Source organism: Mucilaginibacter daejeonensis (assembly GCF_020783335.1).
GTDB classification, from domain to species: domain Bacteria; phylum Bacteroidota; class Bacteroidia; order Sphingobacteriales; family Sphingobacteriaceae; genus Mucilaginibacter; species Mucilaginibacter daejeonensis.
This window is the reverse complement of the sequence record NZ_CP086068.1, coordinates 2,018,839-2,037,284: the sequence shown is the minus strand read 5'-3', so window position 1 is coordinate 2,037,284 and position 18,446 is coordinate 2,018,839. Positions and strand designations below refer to the sequence as shown.

The 18,446-nt window shown below is 41.5% G+C and carries 18 protein-coding genes; 10 read left to right on the top strand and 8 right to left on the bottom strand.

The features are described from left to right. Positions 1-129 precede the first annotated feature (129 nt). The 3 genes from LLH06_RS08620 to LLH06_RS08610 all read left to right on the top strand — a co-directional run bounded on the left by LLH06_RS08620 (position 130) and on the right by LLH06_RS08610 (position 3,589). The gene (locus tag LLH06_RS08620; RefSeq protein ID WP_228172914.1) at positions 130-2,187 is read left to right on the top strand and encodes an AAA family ATPase; all 2,058 of its coding nucleotides are present in this window, start codon (positions 130-132) and stop codon (positions 2,185-2,187) included. After that, complete coding sequence (locus tag LLH06_RS08615) at positions 2,184-3,011, top strand: HNH endonuclease family protein (RefSeq protein WP_228172913.1); 828 nt, start codon at positions 2,184-2,186, stop codon at positions 3,009-3,011. The genes LLH06_RS08620 and LLH06_RS08615 overlap by 4 nt, the downstream gene beginning before the upstream one ends. 104 nt (positions 3,012-3,115) lie before the next feature. Continuing rightward, positions 3,116-3,589 (top strand): hypothetical protein, encoded by a 474-nt coding sequence (locus LLH06_RS08610; protein WP_228172912.1) that lies wholly within the window; start codon positions 3,116-3,118, stop codon positions 3,587-3,589. Here LLH06_RS08610 and LLH06_RS20775 read toward each other — a convergent pair. Further along, positions 3,563-3,700 (bottom strand): ion channel, encoded by a 138-nt coding sequence (locus LLH06_RS20775; RefSeq protein WP_394800318.1) that lies wholly within the window; start codon positions 3,698-3,700, stop codon positions 3,563-3,565. The genes LLH06_RS08610 and LLH06_RS20775 overlap by 27 nt on opposite strands. 298 nt (positions 3,701-3,998) lie before the next feature. Beyond that, entirely contained in the window at positions 3,999-5,474 is a 1,476-nt protein-coding gene (locus tag LLH06_RS08605) for a HEPN domain-containing protein (RefSeq protein WP_228172910.1), read from the bottom strand. Between the two features lie 140 nt (positions 5,475-5,614). On the opposite strand from LLH06_RS08605, the gene LLH06_RS08600 reads away from it, so the two are divergent. Next, positions 5,615-6,010 carry a helix-turn-helix domain-containing protein gene (locus LLH06_RS08600; RefSeq protein WP_228172908.1) on the top strand — a complete coding sequence of 132 codons (396 nt, stop codon included), beginning with the start codon at positions 5,615-5,617 and terminating at the stop codon, positions 6,008-6,010. 518 nt (positions 6,011-6,528) lie between these two features. Here LLH06_RS08600 and LLH06_RS08595 read toward each other — a convergent pair. From LLH06_RS08595 to LLH06_RS08580, 4 genes are all read right to left on the bottom strand, one after another. Continuing rightward, on the bottom strand, positions 6,529-7,737 hold the full coding sequence (locus LLH06_RS08595) for a relaxase/mobilization nuclease domain-containing protein (protein WP_228172907.1): 1,209 nt from the start codon (positions 7,735-7,737) through the stop codon (positions 6,529-6,531). Next, positions 7,734-8,069, bottom strand: coding sequence for a plasmid mobilization protein (locus LLH06_RS08590; RefSeq protein ID WP_228172905.1), 336 nt, complete (start codon positions 8,067-8,069; stop codon positions 7,734-7,736). Before LLH06_RS08590 ends, LLH06_RS08595 begins: the two co-directional genes overlap by 4 nt. A gap of 104 nt (positions 8,070-8,173) precedes the next feature. Next, positions 8,174-8,464, bottom strand: a complete 291-nt coding sequence (locus LLH06_RS08585) for a helix-turn-helix domain-containing protein (protein ID WP_228172901.1) — start codon at positions 8,462-8,464, stop codon at positions 8,174-8,176. A 354-nt stretch (positions 8,465-8,818) separates the two neighbouring features. Then, positions 8,819-10,204: a hypothetical protein gene (locus LLH06_RS08580; RefSeq protein WP_228172900.1), complete on the bottom strand. Its 1,386-nt coding sequence runs from the start codon at positions 10,202-10,204 to the stop codon at positions 8,819-8,821. A 396-nt stretch (positions 10,205-10,600) separates the two neighbouring features. Here LLH06_RS08580 and LLH06_RS08575 point away from each other — a divergent pair, with 396 nt between their 5' ends. Genes LLH06_RS08575 through LLH06_RS20770 form a run of 3 tightly spaced genes read left to right on the top strand, consistent with a single transcriptional unit; the run spans position 10,601 to position 14,086 of the window. Next, positions 10,601-12,847: a Piwi domain-containing protein gene (locus LLH06_RS08575; RefSeq protein WP_228173279.1), complete on the top strand. Its 2,247-nt coding sequence runs from the start codon at positions 10,601-10,603 to the stop codon at positions 12,845-12,847. After that, complete coding sequence (locus LLH06_RS08570) at positions 12,835-13,722, top strand: hypothetical protein (RefSeq protein ID WP_228172899.1); 888 nt, start codon at positions 12,835-12,837, stop codon at positions 13,720-13,722. The genes LLH06_RS08575 and LLH06_RS08570 overlap by 13 nt, the downstream gene beginning before the upstream one ends. A gap of 7 nt (positions 13,723-13,729) precedes the next feature. After that, on the top strand, positions 13,730-14,086 hold the full coding sequence (locus LLH06_RS20770; RefSeq protein WP_394800317.1) for a 4-fold beta flower protein: 357 nt from the start codon (positions 13,730-13,732) through the stop codon (positions 14,084-14,086). A gap of 502 nt (positions 14,087-14,588) precedes the next feature. On the opposite strand, the gene LLH06_RS08565 is transcribed toward LLH06_RS20770, so the two are convergent. Together LLH06_RS08565 and LLH06_RS08560 are read right to left on the bottom strand one after the other, a co-directional pair. Next, positions 14,589-15,263, bottom strand: coding sequence for a LytR/AlgR family response regulator transcription factor (locus tag LLH06_RS08565; protein WP_228172898.1), 675 nt, complete (start codon positions 15,261-15,263; stop codon positions 14,589-14,591). After that, the gene (locus tag LLH06_RS08560; protein ID WP_228172897.1) at positions 15,260-16,336 is read right to left on the bottom strand and encodes a sensor histidine kinase; all 1,077 of its coding nucleotides are present in this window, start codon (positions 16,334-16,336) and stop codon (positions 15,260-15,262) included. Before LLH06_RS08560 ends, LLH06_RS08565 begins: the two co-directional genes overlap by 4 nt. Before the next feature lie 183 nt (positions 16,337-16,519). Between LLH06_RS08560 and LLH06_RS08555 the strand changes: the two genes are divergently transcribed. From LLH06_RS08555 to LLH06_RS08545, 3 genes are all read left to right on the top strand, one after another. Next, positions 16,520-17,608: a TlpA disulfide reductase family protein gene (locus LLH06_RS08555; RefSeq protein ID WP_228172896.1), complete on the top strand. Its 1,089-nt coding sequence runs from the start codon at positions 16,520-16,522 to the stop codon at positions 17,606-17,608. Positions 17,609-17,738: 130 nt separating this feature from the next. Continuing rightward, complete coding sequence (locus LLH06_RS08550) at positions 17,739-18,215, top strand: hypothetical protein (RefSeq protein ID WP_228172895.1); 477 nt, start codon at positions 17,739-17,741, stop codon at positions 18,213-18,215. Position 18,216: 1 nt separating this feature from the next. Continuing rightward, on the top strand, positions 18,217-18,423 hold the full coding sequence (locus LLH06_RS08545; protein WP_228172893.1) for a helix-turn-helix domain-containing protein: 207 nt from the start codon (positions 18,217-18,219) through the stop codon (positions 18,421-18,423). Positions 18,424-18,446 lie beyond the last annotated feature (23 nt).

Here is an 18,446-nt window from a genome sequence, read left to right as displayed (position 1 = left end):
GAGCATAGACTAGCTATAGGCGTAAAGATAAAGAAAATCGTGTGGATATAATAATCGGCGAAAAGGGACGATTGATAGTATTCAGTTATGATTTTATTACATTCGCTATAACCATATCACCATCCATATATGATCCGTATTCATCGTCCACCAGCACCACCTTTTTTTCAATCAGTCCATTATCTACAGATGCGAGATGACCTGGAAAACCGCGCACGAGATGGCTCTCAGGAACGTTTAAAATTTGACACCAACTATTACAAAGAGATCAAGTCCGCTTTGATCGAGGCCTTTAATAATAAGTGCGCTTATTGTGAATCTCAGTTGGGCGTTGCCGCAGAAATGCAAATTGATAACTTTCGCCCAAAGCAGATGAAGTTTTCAGAAAGTTTTGGCAACGGTCCTCATTATTACTGGCTTGCCTACGAATGGGAAAATTTATACGCTGTTTGTCCGAATTGTAATTCCCGAAAGGCTAATAAATTTCCATTAGAAGATGAGGCAACTCGTTGTAGAATTGGAGCTCAGGGAAATGAATTGCAATTAGAACGTTATTTACTTTTAGATCCGGTAGTCGACGATCCGGGCGCTCATTTAAATTTCGAATTAGATGGTCTAGTAAGAGGTGCATCCTCTCGAGGTGACGCGACTATAGAAATTTTAGGATTGAACCGACGCGCTTTGGTAGATGCGAGAAAAAAAGAAGCTGAGCAGTTAATTTTGCTACTGACGGGTCCCAATAATAATCCTCATCATCGCGAAGGATTAGTTGACGAAATTAAACACGGTCGATCCGTTTTACCTTATTTAGCTTTACTACAGCAAGTTATCTATAGATGGGAGCGGGATAAAGCGGGGATGTTTCAACAATTGAATGTGACTGTCCCACCACCTCCCACGGAAGAGGCGAGACAAGTTTTGGATTTTTCGCAATTCTCTATTCGCAGGATCGAGTTGGTTAATTTTAAGGCTATCGGAGAATTAGCCCTTGACATTCCCACACAAGAGACAGATGGTACCCAGGCTTCCTGGCTTTTGATGTTGGGAGATAATGGTGTTGGTAAAAGTACCATCTTACAAGCGGTGGCGCTTACCTTAGCTGGTGAAAGTCAGCTAAAAAAATTAAAGATCGAGCCAATAGATCTTTTGCGTACTGGTGAAGAAAGTGGCTACGTTCACGTATACAGCTATGAATTGGATCAACCATTATCATTAAAATTCACAGCAACCGAGTTCGTTAGCGTCATACCAGAACCGGTTAGTTTCTTGTTAGGTTACGGGGCTACCAGGAACTTGCCGAATCGTAATTCGAAAACTGGTAAGCAATTGCGATCGCCGGTTAATGTAGCTAATTTGTTCGATCAAAATGTACCATTGACTGATCCGGAACAATGGCTTGGTACTTTGAATGGTAAAACTTTGAAACGAGTTTTAACGGCTCTATTTGACGTGTTGGATCTCGGGAAGCATGATGCGGTTAATTTTCAGGGGGAATTAACCGTTACTCGTAGTGGTCATACAGCGAGATTGTCGCAAATGAGTGATGGTTATCGTACAATGCTGGCTTTGGCTTGTGATATTATGCGCACTTTGAGCCGGGAAAATCAAGGGTATCACTTGACTCAAGGCGTCGTATTGATCGATGAATTGGGTAATCATTTGCATCCGCGCTGGCGAATGAAAGTCGTGTCTGCTTTAAGAACAGCCTTCCCATTACTGCAATTCATTGTTTCAACGCATGAACCGCTATGTTTGCGTGGATTGCGTCACGGTGAAGTTGTCGTACTAATGCGAGACCGGGAAAACCAAGTCAAAAAACTGGATAAATCATTATTACCCGATCATAACCTAATGCGGGTAGATCAGCTGTTGACTTCGGATCTCTTTGGCTTGCTGAATACGCTTGATGAAACGACAGAGCGAAAATATGAAGATTATTATCGGTTGTTACAGCAAGATCAGCGAAGTCCGGAAGATCAGGAAAAGATTACTGACTTAACGGGCGAGTTGGCGCAGGAAGAAATACCGGGTGCGACGCCTCAAATGCAGGCTTTGTACCAAGTCGTAAACGAAACGTTTGCAAAGAAGCTCAAGGAAGATGGCTTTAAAATCAAAACGGTATTAAAAGCAGAGACGATCGCGGAAATTAAAGAATTGATTGGCAACAAAAAATTGGATTGGTTATGATTCATATTCCCCGACCAGCGGCGCCGGCGTTTTTAACCGATCCACAGGGAAAATGGGTGGCAAAGACCCAAGCTGCCATCAGTTGGTATGGTTTTGGCCCTTTGCCAGCAAGGGCTTTTGATTTTAAACATTATAATGATGAACGTGTAAAACTGGCGCTTAAACAGGTGTTCATAAAATGCGCCTATTGTGATAATTCTTACCGTGGCAGTTCAGATGGTGATGTGGAGCATTTTCGGCCAAAAGGAAGAGTGCAGGAAAAGACTCCTCAAAATCCAGGCTATTATTGGTTGGCTAATGATTGGGATAATTTATTGCTTTCTTGTCAGCATTGCAATCAAAACCGCCGCCACGTGGTGGTAGGTGAAGCTTTACGAATTGGCCGGGGTAAGCTGGATCAGTTTCCTATGCGGGGAAATAACGGCTGGGTGACATCACCTGCTGAGCAGTTAACATTAGAAGATGGTATTCGTTTGTTATTAAATCCTTGTATTGACTATCCCGAAACGCATTTATCTTATGACTTTGCGAACGGTTTAATCAATAGTCATACAGATGAGGGTAAAAGTTCCATAGAGGTTTATGTTCTACAGCGAGAAGAATTGGTAAAAGACCGAAAGGAAGTGATTCTGCAACTGTCTCAAATAATGAGTGCGGTGTTGGGGCAGTTGGATATTTTTAATGCAAACCCAAGTCCGCGAAATAAAGCCCAACTTGATCTCCTGATCGACCTTTTAACTGATTTTTGTGAACCGAGAAGAATTTTTGCCGGTATGTCCCGTTATTTTGTGCGACAATTTTTGAGGGACAACGGGTTAGCCTAATTTTTTTGTGAGGTGATCCTGCTTGAACTACTATGTGCAAGGTGAACAATTGAAACAAACCTTTAGCGAAATGTTGGAGAAGAACGCCAACCAGTTTTTATAAAATGCAAGGTCAATACAAGATATGGAATAACAAATGTTACCCCGATTTTGGCATTGAACGTCTGATCAGGCTATCTACTCAATTAGCAGCTTTTGCCACACCGAGTGGTGTTTTGCGCTGGGCGACCCGCGGACGTAATCTATTACTAAGAAAGATCAGCATCGAAGCCTTTGCTATCGGCGAAATGATTTTTGCGTGGCTGGACCAGCAGTGGCTTGGTGACTTGGATCATTTTATTCTAACAGGGGACATTTTATACTTTTTAACCGGCCGAATCGTATTGAATGACGTTTGGCGGCAACCGATCAGTTTTCAACGAAGCTTAATCATGACCTTGGTAAACTATGTCGAAGTATGTCTTTGTTTTGCAGCGGTGTATTATTATTGCGACCATACTTATAGCAATGTGTTTACGCTAAATACCACCATTGCCGCTCATTCCGGAAATTTACCACCATATATCTATTTCAGCTAATAACCACACCATAAATAATGAAATGATGATTTGAGCATTGACCACTTTTTGAACAAACGGATCAAGCGGTGATATGTCTCCGTAGCCAATTGTTGCTACAGTAACGAACATTATCACACCATCCTATTGCATCGCTTAAACAACCGGCAGCAGCAAGCAGGAAAACTGTCAAGGGCGCTGCTGCCAATAAAGAGCGATTAATTGCAGCGTTTATATACCCTTGACAGTTTTCATGCGATGCTAATTTTGTGATGGCGGTGCAGTGGTCAATTACTTTGTGTGGGAAAAGGCAATTCTTTGGTGAGAGGAACGAGCCATAGTATTGCCAGTGCGGCAGGAGGCTGTCGGTGCAATGCAACCCGGAGCGGTAGCGTGTGGTGAAATGCAACCGTCTGCCTTTCTGCGAGGGCTAATCTTCCAATTGCTCTACAACTTGACGATACATTTCTTCAGCAGTTATAAACAGCTTGCATATTTTATCCGATAATGCCCTTACAGTCTCCTTATCAACCTCAAAGTCGTCTTTGTATCTTGCTGCCGAATAGGCAGTTTGTAACAACTCGAAAAGCTGCACATCGCTGGCAACACTAAAGTCAAACACATTTTTCAAGTCATCTGTAAATATCAACGTTATCCTTAGCTGCCTTGCCAGATTATGAATAGAAAGGCGGTAACCCAAATTGACCCGAATAATGGCGCTTAAAGTGCTTTCTACGGCCTGATGCATTAGGAATACCGCCAGGTTATAGTTACCATCATCCAAACAGTTTAAAGAAGTATCGAGAAAGTCCTTACCCTGCTTACCCCAACGGTTCCATATATCTTCTACCTGGCTCTTGATAAACTTTTCATCAGGATTACGTAGGTCGGGTAATTCGAACCTAGATGACTGGTAAGCTATTTTATTTTTTTGCAAGGCATTGATGAAAAAGCGGCTTCCATCTTCGAGTGCTCTTAAAAAGGCATCAGACTTATGAACGATCGCGCAAACATTTATTAGATGACTGCATTTTTTCTCGATCTTATCTAAGAGTTGATGTTCCGATGTTTTGTCTTGCTCCTTAGTGATGATTAAAAGATAAAACGTGTCAGGGTCAGGATGTGTACCGAGGTGGATAACCATTAATACAGACTCGATTTCCTTTAGTATGATCTCTACTAATTGGTTTAAGCCAAGCTGTTCAGCGGGTGTAATAGCTTCATTAAACCTGCAATGGAAATGGATTAATGGCAGTCTTAACGGATACCGCTTTACCTGCACAGTTATAGTCTTATCACGCACATCTTCGCTCTTTTTAAATGTCGGTTCGATCTCGCGCTGCTTGATAATCCATGCGGCTTCATACAGCTTTTGCATATTCTCATACAAATAGATCACGTCACTAGTATCTAAAAACTCATCCGAAGAATAGTTGGACAAATCCGTTTCCAGCCACTCATAAAGAAGAACAAGGTACTGACTAACCGAATAAGACTTAAAGAAATTACTAATAGCAAAATATGGATTAATGCGTTCGACGGATGACAGGTGAACAGGATAATGCAACCATTCCTGTTCTTCCTGATGCAATTGTTGATCGAAGTTAATGTGAATGGCATCAGCAAGCTTCAATGCCCGTTTTGTATGGCTGACTAAGTAAACCGCCTCCACCAACTTAGCGTTCAACTGGTGTGTGAAAAGCAATCCGGCAGGACTCTTCTTATGTTTATCCGTGTAATAACCCTCTTCGATCACATACTTTCGCCATTCCAGTAAGCTTTCCAAATGTCCGGGTAGCCAGTCGGCGGAAAAGAAATCACTGATCACTTTCAATGGCTCGTTGACCTCATCCTGGTCAAGATGCTTTGGGTAAAAGTTCTGAACATCATATTGCTTTAAATCCATGACTGATGCTATCGTGTCCGGCCTGCATTGACCGTCAACACAAAAGAATAGCAGTGTACCTACGTGCCGAACCACAGCGATTTGTACTTTACAATAATGCGGTTGTTTCGTACATTTACAATAATTGATACATTTACGCCATGGCAGAGACTTTACACATCGGAAGAAAAATTAGTCGGATTCGAGAGCTTCGCGGAATGAAACAAGAAGCTTTAGCTGCTGAACTAGGTATCAGCCAACAAGCTGTTTCTAAGATTGAACAAAGTGCTGATGTTGAAGACGTAGCGCTTAATAAAATTGCATCTGCTTTAGGCATTACGAGTGAGGCAATTAAAAGCTTTACTGAAGAGTCCATATTTAACTACTTCAATACTTTTAATGATAACAGTGGCGCAGGTGCCTGGAGTTCGAACGGGACTTTTAATTTCAATCCAATTGACAAATTAGTAGAAGTGTTTGAACATAACAAAAAGCTTTATGAGCAATTGTTAGCTAGTGAGCGTGAAAAGGTTGAGATTCTAAAGAATTCAAAATAATAATAAGCCCTTTATAGGGCTCTTGTCTTTTATAGCCCAGACCAGCACGGTTCAAGCATTAGAAACTCATACGCATTTCTAAGTTTCTACATTTATAGAAATGTTCATTTCCATAAATGTAGAAATCTAATTCACCGGCAAAAAATTATACAAACATTTGATGCGTCCTGTGGCATAGCCTATCTTTGTAACGCTGATTGAAAGTCAGCGATTTTAATGATTTTTTTATTGATGATGAAAGCTGCCCTGCTTTCGTTAACCCCTGAAAAGGTTAGCGCTTGGATAGCGGTAGCAACCGGATTTGTAGGATTACTCAAGAAATTGAAGTCCCTATTTAAGTAACCGTTAAAAGTTACGACCGAGATAAATTACAAAAAAGAGATCATTCCGGGTTTGGAACTACCTCTGAAAAAAGTCTGGGAGCCACAGCCTAATTAGCGTGGCTCTCTTTATTTATTGGCATTTCTAGTTACTGATATTTTTGCAACAATCATCAACAAAGGGTAAGTGCAGATATGTTATGCCAATCTTTGCCCTTTTCGCTTCTTACGCTTTCGCTTGAACTGATTCAATGCACTTTGATCCATATCACCAGCAGGGTGATCAGTGCTGAGCAAACCCCGGATAGGATCGCTACCAAGTAAAGCCTGATAACCCACCTGCTGCCCACCTTGTTGTTGGCTTTGTGAATTTGCTCCGCGCTGTATACGATACTTTTGATTTGGAACGCCAGATTTGTTGCTGTGCTGTCCATCAGCTCCATCCGCCTGCTGGTATCTGCTATCTTTTGCTCTGATCTGATCCTGTAGTTTTCCAGCGCCTTGCTGTATAGCTTTTCTATTTCCGGCAGTAATCTTTGTATCTCCGTCAGTTCCGGTTGCTGTTCCTCTTGTGGCGGATTCACTGGCTCTTGCTGATTGCTGGAGCTCTCTTGTCCTAACATTTGCCTGGTGAATTGCTGTGCGATCTCTTTCTTGTTCATAACTGATAGCATTTTTAATAGCCTGCCATTTATAAGCATTACCTAAATGAGCGCCTTTGAACTGCATGCCTGCATAACCGTAGGATATGCCGCTCACAAATCCGGTACTGGCCTGGTTAAATAATACGTTGATGCCCTTTGCTTCCAGCGCTTGAATGAATTGTGCTGCAGTTGGTTTTTTGCTGAGCACGTCTTTAATGATCTCCTGTAACTGCATTTTGGAGGACGGCACATTCGTTCGCTTCATCATTTCCAGTTCATTCTTCGTCATCGCCCTTTCCTGAGTCTGCCTACTGGAGATGACTTCGGTCAAGCCATGCTGCTTTTCCAGCTTCCTCAATACCTGCTCGCTGCGCTGGTAGTCCTTGCTATCGGAAACGACTTTGCCGTCGTAGCCTATACGGTTAACTAAAATATGCAGGTGCGGATGATCGGCATCGAAGTGCCGGAAGATGGCATACTGGTGCTGATCAAATCCCATGTTGTTCAAATATTCATTTGCAATCATGTTCATTTGTTCATCTCCCAGGTTCTCGTTTGGCGGAAAGTTGAGGGAGGTATGATAGAAGTACTTTTGGAGGTTTGGTCTCAGCATTCTGACCAAAGCCACCTCACGTATGATAGAATCCTCTTTGCCCGATGTAAAGGTCATATCCAGGACTTTGGCCTTGCCATGTTCCACCTTTTGCAGGTTGTAGCGCAACGCGCCTCTGAATCCTTTTCCCTTTACCTGATCCGCTGTCATTTCATTAAGCAGTTGAGTATGTCTTTCTGCGTTTTGATCAAAGCGCTCAGTATGGTTATGAAAGCTGGTGATAGTTTATCAGCATTGAGTTGCTTCACCGCCTGATTGAGATTAACGCCGATCTTATGCAGTTCCCGGTAAAGCGCTGCATTTACAGGTGACAGCTTGATGGCAGGAAACCTGCCGATAAAGGCTTTCTGCCTGATCCAGTTGGCTGGTGTCATGGCCGATGCATGGGCGTAATTACAAACCATCTCGTTCTCTTCTTTCGTAAGCCGGATATTGACCTGAATGGTCCTTTTATCCTCTTCCTGTAAAGCTGGCCTTCCCATGATCTTAGATTTTAAACGAAGTGCAAAATCTCGCTTATCTCCGAAGGAGCAAGCCGTTTAAGCGTAGCGAAAACATGGCTTGCTCCTAAACGCTGAACACATATCTATTTACTGAAACTGATCCGCTTGCTCTTCACATCACCCTTTAAAACCTTCATAATATCCTCGTAATTGTAATACAGGATACCGCCGATCTTGGTGAACGGAATGGTGCCGTTATCCCTGAGCGTTTGTAAAGTATTGCTTGAGATCTTGAGCAGGTTCTTGACCTGGTAACTCTTTAAAAACTTCCTCGGTTCTTCACTTGAACCGCCGCTGATCATTGCTTTCATTTGACTAAGCAGTCGTTCTCCAAACTCCTGCAAGTCCTCCTTCGTGATGATTTCTGCTGCCATAATTATTCATTAACTGATATAAAACTAAAACCTAATTTCCTGTCCGATGTCCCACAAGTACAACTTTAAAGTTGTACCCTTGCAACAAAGTTGTACCCTTCCATAAAAATAGCTGACAACCTGCACACACCTTGGGTGCTTATTCACCCTGCGTTGTTTAAGTACAAAGGTGCTAAGCTGATATAAATAAATATCACACCTCATGTACGAGGTAGGATGTTTTATACAAAAATGAGTTAGGAGAATTGGAAATTACTCCGAGTTTATCCGAGTCGGAGATAAGAAGTTTTAGTTTTGATAAATTGGAACGACCGATAAATGATTTGCCATAAATTGTGTTTAAATCAGTGAGGATCAGGGTTGAGGTTTAAACCAGTGTAAATTATTTTCTTCCGTTTTTTCCCAAGGGACAACGAGGGAGGTATGTTTCAAGGGTTCGTTCAATGGAGATAAAATATTTCGATAGCGGGAAAGTGATTCATCAAAGACCCAAAATTGATCAGGCGGAGCGTAAGCCTGAAAGAAATGACAGTAGACCCATTGCAAATTTTTATCTATTAATCCAATATCCTCGACTGTCGCAGTGATTTTATCCAAGCGATGCCGCTCCACATCAGCGCCTTCATAAGTTTCAATGCCTATGTGTACAACTGATCTCGGGCCTTGAGGCAATTGCTCCAATGCTTTAGAAAGTTGTTTTTTGATATCACGAGCTTTTTTGTCGATTGCTTCTGGCGCATCGCAAGACCATCGTGCACCATAAGCTTTCGACAATCCATCAGCAAAAATATTGTTACCTCTGCCTGGTCCAAGCCTAAAAAGATCGGCTACATATCCTGATGTGAAGCCGCGGTTGTTATCCAATTTCCCGCCGATTAATTGGTAAAGTTGTGGTGATGGGGACCGAACAGAAAAATCGCGGAGATGCAGATTAATCGCGCTATAATCGACAAACGACGCGCTGACGTCCCAAATTTCATTGGAAATAATAATACCGGGCGTCACCATTAGCGGAAGTTTTTCCGAGAGCTCTCTTTCCATAAAATCATCTTGAAGCGATAGAATCTCCACATGAAAAACTAGGTCAAGAATTAGATTTAATTTAAGGAGCAGTGGCGATAACAAAGAAAGCATTTTCAGCCACTTTGCCTTTTCCCTCACACTATAGTCAGAAGTTTTCTCTAATCTTTTGCATTCAACATACCATTCTCTTTTCCCTTTTTCTGCTTTGAAGTCTGGTTGTTTAGCTTTTTTATCTTCTATAAACTCAACCTTCCAGCCATTTCGAACCCAAAGTAAGCTCACGAGTAATTCAAAGATTACCGCATCTGCTTCATTTGGCGTGTTATTCATTAGCTTCCTTACTCTTTTATGAACCCCACCAACTTGTTGCATTTGTTCAAGGTTTCGTCCAATTCGTTGAAAGACAGGCAGTACCCTTGCACCTGCTACTGGCTCATAAGATGAGGCGTCATATAAGCTTTTCTCCATTAAATACAAATACCAAACAATCTTATCCTGATGAAAATGGATGGGAATAGAGTCTGCATCAGAATTTTGTAATCCAATAGCTGTAGCTAAAACCTGCTCTATGTGATTTTCTATTAGTGCTTTTCTTTTCTCCCAATCAGATTTGGAAATAAAAGATAAAAACCAACGAATAGCTCTGTCCAGATCTTCATCGTAATTTGAGGGCATTACCGAGTGATGATCTACGCGCAGCGATTGTAATAGGTTCATATAGCTAATGTACTGTAATATATATCTACGCCGAAAACTTATTATTGCGTCAATGAGTAAAAGCTGCCGATTTAGGCATTACCGACCGAAGTCATGTCCCTAAATTATCGAGGCTGATCTTTATATTAAGCAAGTCTTAATTTTTCTCATCCTACTTTTTCTTCTATCGATTGAAAAGACAATTCGAGCCCCTAATCGAATTGCTTCTTAGATCAACACCCTTCTTTGTACTAACAGCTAAGACCTATCGATTTGATTGTTAATTTGTGCTATTTTTCAACAACTATATCAAGGAGGGCCAGCGCTTAGTAAATTGCAATTTATTGCTTCCATTATCCAACTGTCACACAGTGAAAGCTATATTGGAGCCTATTCACCTAATATAAGAGCAACTTGATGAACCTTTCCAGTAATATTTTTTCAATTAACCTCCCCTTTGATAAATTCAATATCCAAAGAATACCTTGGACAGACGGAAAACTTGATGAGCTTCGTAAAACACTCAACCAGAACTATTCTTTTTTTAGAAAAGGGGAGCATATCTATATTTCGCCAGGCGAAGACAATTTACCATTATTAGGCGAATTAACCACCTTCAGCGTTGACGAGGAACCATTGATTGTCAGTTCTCTGATTAGGCATATATTTTTTCGTGCATTTAAAAATCAGTTTCCGCAAATCAAACCAACTTTCAATCCCTTCACATTTCCATCTTCTAAAGAAGAACATAACCTAATTATTAAGGAGTTGCCTGATGGCTTAAAAGCAGCTGTTTCATACAAAAAGTTAAATGAAATTGATTTCAAACGATCTGAAATAGACGGAAAGAAGAAATTTCTTCTGATTATTAGCAGTTCTTATAAATGGGCACTGCGTCAAAATTGCCAAAAATTACAGGAGCAGGGGTTTGATATTACCACGCTTGAAGTCGCGAAACTGGTCAAATATGAGAACAGCCAGGAAGTAGTCGCTCCACGATTTCAAGCCCTCGGACGTGTACTATCAATTAATGATTCGAGGGCCATTATTGAGACCAACGAGGGCAACCAAGACATCAACTTAAAAGAACTATTTCTGAACAAAACACATGACAATATCAAACTTTACCTGGAGTTCATTTTAGGTGCTTCCAGAGCGGAAAGTATCCTTGCCGCCGTTAAGCAAAAAGAGTTTTCCCGGTACGATCCGAATATCTTAAGTAAGGAAATAGGCCAATTATCTAGGATTATCTCCGGGTTAGAATATAAAAACGGCGATGGTTTTACCTTTAACATCAGCCAAAATAGCTCCGTAGCTTTTCCAGCATTAAGGTTAGAGAGTCCAAAATATCTGTTTGATGTTTCTTCAACTAAAACCGACCCTTCACCGATCAAGGGCCTAGCTCAATTTGGACCTTATGATTACGGAAAGTTCTTTGAGGTCAGCCACCCGAAGGTTTTGGTCGTCTGTCACAAAAATTCTAGTGGTGCATTCACCCAATTCCTCGGGCGACTTAAAGACGGGTTCAACGAAGCACCTACCTTTACCCAAGGTATATTGAAATTATACAGGTTGCACGCTATTGATTTCCATTTTGTAGAGGTAGAATCATTTAATAAAATCAGCTTTATGGCCGCTATACAACAAGCAGTTGAATCATCAAATAAGGACTTCGATATCGCTGTTGTTGAAACGAAGGAGGAATTTAAAAGAAATAGTCCAACGGAGGATATCTACTGGCTCTCCAAATCCTATCTCCTTCGTCACGGGATCACGGTACAGTTCATTAAAGAAGCGAACGCAAGGAACCCAAAATTCATATTAGACTCCTGTGCATTACAAATATATGCTAAGCTCGGCGGTACACCTTGGATACTTCCATCAAGTCCCAATATTGCGCATGAACTCATTATTGGAATCGGCAGTACGCTCATTCGTGATAACATTTACGCGGGGGCACAGCAGCACAAAGTAGTTGGTATAACAACCTTTTTCAATGCCGACGGAAAATATATCTTTAGCAATAGATCTAAAGAAGTAGCCTATCAGGATTATTTCAAAGAGTTACTTTCGAGCTTAAAAGGTTCTATAGATACGATCTCTAATGAACAGGCTTGGAATCATGGAGAAATTGTCCGCATTATCTTCCATGTATTTAAACCGATGAAAGATCTCGAAGTGGATGTTGTCGGCGAATTGATTGCTCAGTATCCTCAATACGACATTAAGTTTGCTTTTGTATCGTTCGGCGAACATCATCCGTATATGATTTTCGACCTTGACCAGCGAGGTATTACATCACGTTACAACAACCATGTGAAGGGAAAACTTACCCCGGTCAGGGGGACTAATCTAATGCTCGAGCCGGGCATTTGCCTTTTACAGCTTAAAGGCCCGGAAGATGTGAAGACAGATCGGCAAGGATTTACCGGCCCTTTACTGATTAGGATACACCGCCGATCAACTTTCACAGATGCTACTTATATTGTTCAACAGGTTTATCGCTTGACCAACATTTCTTACAGGACTTTTAAACCATCGCAATTGCCGGTGACCTTATTTTATGCCTCACTGATAACTGAACAGCTGAACAAACTTAAAGCCGTTGACGGCTGGGATCCATCTTTTATAAAGTCTTTAAGAAACAGAAAATGGTTTATATAGAAGAACAATCGGCATACTTACAGCAGCTAAAGCAATCCGATATGGCGGCCCTGTTGAGGGAAATCCTCCATGCTCAAACGGGCATTCATTCCTTGGAAACGCATGATGCGAATAAGGTAGCGATTAACTTGATTATATGCGTGAAAACGGGCAACAAAAATGATGCGGAACTTATCTTAAAACAGTTTTCGAAGCGAAAGATAACCAGAGAGAATCATTGGATATATGACAACTTCATCATATTTGCTATTGTATGTGCAGTACATAAGTTCGACATGCCGTCAGACTGGATCAAAGAAGTGATCGACCTGACCTATTCTAACGCAAGCCTCACCGACAAGCGGATCAAAGATACTTTCAGAAATATTTTAAATAGTAATTATGGCAGTAAAGGTGATTTCCATCAAATTTCATTGGTGTATCAATATATTGCGAAAGATGAAAAGCCTAATGAGGCCCGGATGAACGAAATGTATGTAGAGCTTTGGGAAGCTCCCTTTCCTTTTGCCGACGATAACTTTCTTAATGTGGTTTCCCTAAAAGCCATTGAAATCGCTTTTGCTAAAAAAGCCATGCTTAGCCCGCACGATCTGCAATTGATGAATCAGTTTGTGCCAGTTTTCAAAAAACGTGCAGAAAGTATTGCCAGGGTCGCATCTAGGATACTAATCTCAGTGATGACGTTAGGCTCATTTTATCTGCTTTGGTTGCTGTACAATAAATCAGATGTGTATCCCTTGTTTTCTAAAATACTTTTCTTCATACTCAGCATTTCTGGCTTCGGGGTTAGCATATTATGGGCCCTAAAAAAAGGATTAAGCACTTATATTTTTAAAATAATTAAAAAAACTTTTGGTTACCCTAAAGAAACCTAATTTAGAAATGGAAACTTCAATTTACGGCACGGACGGAAGAGCCAATATGTATATCGCAGATGATAGCGAAACTATATACACTTGGGAAGGCTATGCAGTTTGTTACTTAGTCGACGAGAAAATATATTGTTGGCGGGGCAAACATCTAGGGTGGTTTCTGAATGGCATCTTATATGATCTCGACGGCTATCGTATTGGCTACACCCAAGACATGTATCCACGGATTCGCTATACTGAACGGACCAAATGGACAAAGAAAACTAAACGCACGAAATACACGCGGCAAACCGCCCGGACACGACCAACTTTAAAAACAAGCGAGTCAACCGCTGATCTTGAAAAATACTTTAGTCAAGACCATTAATTTAAGGGAGGCGCCGTCTCAAAATGGTAGATCATCGTCACTGTCAGGCAGCTCAAATACTGACATGTTATTGCGTAATAGGCTAGAAACAATGAAGTTACGTTCCCCTCCCTAATTTTATTATGAACTCACTTTATATTTTAACTAAGTATCAAGTAAGATATTCCAACAATAATTCACTTAAAGGTTTCGCAATAATAATTGTAAAGAAGGCTTAAAAACAAGCCAACGCTTTTGCTTGATAAGAACTTAATTTGTATCTTTAATCATGAAAACAGGTAGTTACCTAAGTGAACACCTGCTTTGATTTGTTTCAATTAATACGTTGACAGTAAAGGATTTACAAGTATAGGTTATCGTCCTGCCATCCCGACACCAGCGATACCAAACGAGTATCAAAAACCTCTAGAGTAAATATCTAGAGGTTTTTTTTATTTCTATAAACGCGGTCTCTCCCCCACTATATTGTCAGGACCTCCGATTTACAACATATTTCCAGCGATCAGGTGATCTTGTCCAGGTTTCCACGAAAGTTCTCGCCCACCGGAATGATCTCTTTACCTACGCATACGTTATGTTTATCGAATTGATCTATAGCCGACCGATTGACCAGATATGAGCGATGTATGCGCAGAAAGATGGGTGAAGGCAGCAGTTCGGCCAGGTACTTCATGGTCATGTGCACCAAGTGGTTGCCGCTTTTAGTATGAAGCAAAATGTAGTCTTTCACTGACCGCGCATACAGCAGATCTGCATGAAAGATCTTGATCAGCCTGCCTGACACTTTGAAATAGGTGTGGTCATTTGCATTCACCTGCTCCACAGGCCGCGTTTTCAGCAGTTTATGGATACTTTTCTCAAATCGTTCAAAAGTTATGGGTTTGAGCAAGTAGTCGACAGCCTCCAATTCAAAGCCTTTAATAGCATGTTCAGCGAAGGCCGTGGTAAAAATGACTGAAGGTGGTTCTTTCAAAGCACTTACAAAGTCCAGACCGCTTATCCCAGGCATTTTGATATCAATGAACATCAGGTCGATGTGCTGATCGTGCAAAACCTTGAAAGCATCGATCGCATTACCACATTTGGCCACCAATTGAAGCTGTGTTGTACGGGCAATAAATAATTCAAGCACCTCAAGGGCCAAGGGCTCGTCATCAACCACGATACATCTTATCATGGATCGGTCAGTATTAGTGTCACTTCGTGGAAACCGGGCGTCTCATTGATGTTAAGCTGATACCTGTTAGGGTATAATATATCCAATCTTTTACGAACGTTCTGAATTCCGATACCAGGTCCGGCTTTTGCCCTTGTGTCTTGTGGCACAGTATTCTTCACCAGTAAGGTAAGGTCTTCATCAGTTTGACAGATCACGATCTGAACCGACCCGTCCCCGGTCTCCTCTTCCAAACCGTGCTTGAAAGCGTTCTCGATGAAGGGTAGTAACAGCAGCGGTTCTATATCATAATTCGTTCTGATGCCTTGTAGATCATATTGTATCTTGGTATTCATCGTGTGTCGCAACTTTTCGACCTCGATATAATCGGATAAAAAAGCAAGCTCCAGGGTTAAAGGAACTGTTGGATGTTGGGTCTTGTAGAGGATATAGCGCATCATGTCGCCAAGCCGTGCAATCATGGGTGCAGTACGTGCGGATCCCTTAAGGGCCAGCGCGTAGATGTTGTTGATGGTATTGAAAAAGAAATGTGGATGAAGCTGAGCTTTCAAGTAATTAAGTTCCGTGATCAGCTGTTGTTCTTTAAGGGCTTTCATATCCTGATCTTGCGTAAAAGACCTTACTACAAAAGCGAGACCTGTGAATGGAAAAATGGTGGAGATCAACGGATAATTGAACGTGACCACAAACCTCGCATGCATGTATCTCATTGCGCGTTCACGGGTTTCAGGCGTTACAAATTCGCTATGTATCACTAACCAGTTAACGATATATTTTTCAATCAGGCGATCAAGTATGATAAATGCAAAACTGGTCATGATCACGCCAATGAGACTGCGCCTGAAGACATATACTTTTAAAAATCCCCAATAATAAATGCTGTAACAGATCAGGGCTGCCGAGCCGGTCACTAACCGGTAACCATATTCTTTGCTGAATTTGGTTATATCATGTTCTTCATAAGCACTGTATTCCAGGTCGCTGATGAGCGAGATAGCAAAGGATATGAACACGATGAAGCCGAATTCCAGCCAGAAGTATTTCCTGTCTATCTTAAAGTGAACCGTCTTCATAATGCAAAATAGAGATTATCGCTCAAGCGGCATTCGCCCACCGCGTCTTTTTCGACAAAGCCCTATCTTTTTTCGACCAAAGTGTATATTGATCGCCCAGTCGAAAATACCAGGTGGCTGGTCTAATTTCAAATTATCGCAACCTTTTCAAGTGTATGTTTGAGTAAATAATTCAGCCATATCATGAAATTTCTTACCTTATTATCAGCAGCATGCGTATTGTCTGCTTTCGCTTTTATCTCAAATACCCCGGGTTACCGGATAAACGGCACGGTAACAGGCTTACCTGACAGTACCTGGCTTTATTTACGAACAGCAAAGCCGGATAAAGACATCGATTCCTGCCGCGTTATGAAAGGGAAATTTAGCATGACGGGGCGCATTGACCAAAAAGCAGTGCCGGTATATCTGCATACTGCAAGATACACTAACTATGTTCACTTCTGGCTCGAGAATGCGACTATCAGCATCAATGTTAAAGCTGGCGAATTTAAAAAAGGTTCGATCACTGGCTCGGCCACACAAGATGAGGACAAACGACTGGATGAAATGCGTAAACCTTACCGCATTTTGGCAGACAGTTTACAAAAGATCTTAGATAATACGAAAGACAGCACTGAACGTAAGAGCTTAATAAAACGCATGCGAGCCGCTTATCATAACGAACAAGCAGTGGAAAAACAGTGGATCAAAAAAAATCCCAACTCGTTGGTTTCAGTTAATGTTCTGAATGTTTACGCGTCCAGTTGGGGAAAGGATACTACTCGGTCACTTTTCCAGCAGCTAAGTTCGGAAATGAAAACTACTTTGTATGGTAAGCAGATCACCGATTATCTTGCTTTGAACAAAGATATTAAGGTGGGCGACCACTATGCTGATTTTGAGCAAATGAACGTTTCAGGAAAATACGTCAGGTTGTCTCAGATCAAAGGCAAATACATTCTTTTAGATTTTTGGGCATCCTGGTGTGGGCCTTGCAGAGCGGAAAATCCAAAGCTGGCGTTGACCTATTCCCGCTTTAAAGGCAAAGGTTTTGCTGTACTTGGAGTATCATTGGATGACAACAAGAACCAGTGGCTACAAGCTGTAAAAAAAGACGAGCTTGTTTGGGAGAACGTGTGCGACCTGAATGGTGATAAAAATAAAGCTGCCTTGATATACGGGATCTCAGCGATCCCCAATAACTTTCTGATCGATCAAAACGGGATCATTGTTGCCAAAAACTTACGGGGTGAAGAATTGAATAAGAAATTATCGATGTTGTTGCCGTAGACGAGACGATCACTGTTCTGTACGACCGCATTAAAATTTGATTAATTATTGTTTTACAATAATTAATTGTATTATTGCAGTAATATAGAACACTATGAAACCCGTTCGCTTAATTGCAAGTATTTTATCCATGGTCAGCAAGGTGCTGGCAGCTGGATACTTTTTATCGTTCCTGCTATCGCTCATCGCTTTGACCACCGGATGGTCACTCCATATTATCGATAGCGGTAGACGATTCGAGATATGTTACCCTTCCACTGATATGCCTTTTCTATTGGGTGAGTATAACAGCGGATACATGCTCATGTTCCTGCTGCTGCTGGGACTCTATGCTCTTTTCTTTTTATTGGTGGGCAATGTATTCAGTGTATTCACCAAAACAAAACTGTTCACCGCTTATGGTATCAGGCATCTTACAGTATTCTATCTGGGCAATCTTATCTTACCTGGTGTTGCGGCGGTCCTGATCGCAGTCATTTATCACGTTGAATCGCCGCTTGCGATATTGGTGATACTCCACATGCTGCTTGGCGTGTTCAGCTACTTTATGGCTGCCATATTTAGGGAAGGCTATCACTTACAGAACGAACACGACCTTATACTCTGATATGGCCATTATTGTAAATGTAGATGTGATGCTGGCCAGAAGAAAGATGCAAAGTAAAGAGCTTGCGGAGATACTAGACATGACCCCAGCCAATTTTTCTATCCTCAAGACCGGTAAAGCGAAAGGAATACGATTCGATACGCTCGAGGCGATATGCAAGGCCCTTGATTGCCAGCCGGGCGATATCTTGGAGTATGTAGCCGACTGATCTTTCACCTTTGATCATGTTAT

Bases quoted from the DNA above. Each gene is read 5' to 3' on its own strand.
- LLH06_RS08620 (WP_228172914.1), top strand. From the start codon at position 130: ATGATCCGTATTCATCGTCCACCAGCACCACCTTTTTTTCAATCAGTC.
- LLH06_RS08615 (WP_228172913.1), top strand. From the start codon at position 2,184: ATGATTCATATTCCCCGACCAGCGGCGCCGGCGTTTTTAACCGATCCA.
- LLH06_RS08610 (WP_228172912.1), top strand. From the start codon at position 3,116: ATGCAAGGTCAATACAAGATATGGAATAACAAATGTTACCCCGATTTT.
- LLH06_RS20775 (WP_394800318.1), bottom strand. From the start codon at position 3,700: ATGTTCGTTACTGTAGCAACAATTGGCTACGGAGACATATCACCGCTT.
- LLH06_RS08605 (WP_228172910.1), bottom strand. From the start codon at position 5,474: ATGGATTTAAAGCAATATGATGTTCAGAACTTTTACCCAAAGCATCTT.
- LLH06_RS08600 (WP_228172908.1), top strand. From the start codon at position 5,615: ATGGCAGAGACTTTACACATCGGAAGAAAAATTAGTCGGATTCGAGAG.
- LLH06_RS08595 (WP_228172907.1), bottom strand. From the start codon at position 7,737: ATGACAGCGGATCAGGTAAAGGGAAAAGGATTCAGAGGCGCGTTGCGC.
- LLH06_RS08590 (WP_228172905.1), bottom strand. From the start codon at position 8,069: ATGGGAAGGCCAGCTTTACAGGAAGAGGATAAAAGGACCATTCAGGTC.
- LLH06_RS08585 (WP_228172901.1), bottom strand. From the start codon at position 8,464: ATGGCAGCAGAAATCATCACGAAGGAGGACTTGCAGGAGTTTGGAGAA.
- LLH06_RS08580 (WP_228172900.1), bottom strand. From the start codon at position 10,204: ATGAACCTATTACAATCGCTGCGCGTAGATCATCACTCGGTAATGCCC.
- LLH06_RS08575 (WP_228173279.1), top strand. From the start codon at position 10,601: ATGAACCTTTCCAGTAATATTTTTTCAATTAACCTCCCCTTTGATAAA.
- LLH06_RS08570 (WP_228172899.1), top strand. From the start codon at position 12,835: ATGGTTTATATAGAAGAACAATCGGCATACTTACAGCAGCTAAAGCAA.
- LLH06_RS20770 (WP_394800317.1), top strand. From the start codon at position 13,730: ATGGAAACTTCAATTTACGGCACGGACGGAAGAGCCAATATGTATATC.
- LLH06_RS08565 (WP_228172898.1), bottom strand. From the start codon at position 15,263: ATGATAAGATGTATCGTGGTTGATGACGAGCCCTTGGCCCTTGAGGTG.
- LLH06_RS08560 (WP_228172897.1), bottom strand. From the start codon at position 16,336: ATGAAGACGGTTCACTTTAAGATAGACAGGAAATACTTCTGGCTGGAA.
- LLH06_RS08555 (WP_228172896.1), top strand. From the start codon at position 16,520: ATGAAATTTCTTACCTTATTATCAGCAGCATGCGTATTGTCTGCTTTC.
- LLH06_RS08550 (WP_228172895.1), top strand. From the start codon at position 17,739: ATGGTCAGCAAGGTGCTGGCAGCTGGATACTTTTTATCGTTCCTGCTA.
- LLH06_RS08545 (WP_228172893.1), top strand. From the start codon at position 18,217: ATGGCCATTATTGTAAATGTAGATGTGATGCTGGCCAGAAGAAAGATG.